At 73.2% G+C, this 1,137-nt stretch carries 1 protein-coding gene; it reads right to left on the bottom strand.

From position 1 onward, the window contains the following. Positions 1-5 precede the first annotated feature (5 nt). Positions 6-1,013, bottom strand: a complete 1,008-nt coding sequence (locus ACH495_RS27215; RefSeq protein ID WP_396860548.1) for a class I SAM-dependent methyltransferase — start codon at positions 1,011-1,013, stop codon at positions 6-8. Positions 1,014-1,137: the final 124 nt, after the last annotated feature.

Raw genomic sequence — 1,137 nt, 5'->3', positions numbered from 1 at the left:
GGTGGTCACGCCGTCCTGGTCGCGGTCGCGACGATCGCCATCCGGGGCACCTCGGCGACGAACTGCCCGTCGGCCCGGTAGACCACCGGCCGGACCGGGATGCCGTCCCGACCGCCGATCGCGGCCAGGTAGCCGGTGTGGTCGAAGTGGTGGGTGAGCAACCGCCACACCGCGTCGTCGCCGATCGTCGCGAAGAAGTCCCGGACGCCGTACATGTCGCCGACGTAGTCGCGCATCCCGGCGTACGCGGCCCGCTCGGTGTCGGCGCGCACGATCAGTGGGTCGTACAGGTCGACGACGCGCACCGGCAGGTCGACGTCGGCGAACAGGCCGGCCAGCTCCGCGCGGGTGAAGTGCCGGTAGTCGTGGCCGCCGGCGGCGTGCGGATGCACCACCTCGGCGAAGAACCCGGCCATCGGGCTGGACTCGTCGAAGTCGTGCAGCACGATCCGGCCGCCGGGTCGGACCACCCGGGCCGCCTCCGCCACCGCCGGCGGCCGCCGGTGGGCCGGGATGTGGTGGGTGCCGTACGCCAGCAGCACCGCGTCCACGCTGCCGTCGCGCAGGAAGAGGAAGTGCGCGGCCTGACGGACGGCGGGCAGGCCGTGCGCGAGCGCCCGGTCGACCATGTGGCCGGACACGTCACCGGTGACGAACGCCAGTTTGGACTCGAAGCAGGCGGACTGGCTGCTCGCGGCGCGGGCCACGGTGCCGTCGCCGCCGAGCACGTCCAGGATCAGGGTGACCGGCTCGGCGTCCGCCGGGGTGGCCAACTCCAGCAGGCGCCGCATCCCGGTCCAGCGCACCAGCGTGTCGCGCTGGGCCCGGCGGTACGAGTCGCCCCGGCCGGTGGAGTCGGTGTCGAACTCGCTCACCGTGGCAGCCAGTTCGGCCAGCGCCTCGGCCGCGCCAGGCCGTCCGAAGTCGAGCATCCCGCGCAGGTGGGGGTGCAGTGTCGCCACCGCGTGCAGGTAGTCGCGCAGAACCAGGGACGGCAGGTACGGCCGGCTCATCAGCACCTCGGCGCGCGCTACGGTGTGCCGCCTCGACAGCGGCGTTCCTCGACGAAGGAATGGCGAACTCTAGCACCGCGTCTCGTCGGTCCACCATGTCCGCCGGCCGGCATCGTGGAAGCCC

This window comes from Micromonospora sp. NPDC018662, assembly GCF_044391475.1.
Lineage (GTDB): Bacteria > Actinomycetota > Actinomycetes > Mycobacteriales > Micromonosporaceae > Micromonospora.
The sequence above is the reverse complement of the archived record's forward strand: the minus strand, read 5'-3'. Positions and strand labels throughout refer to the sequence as shown.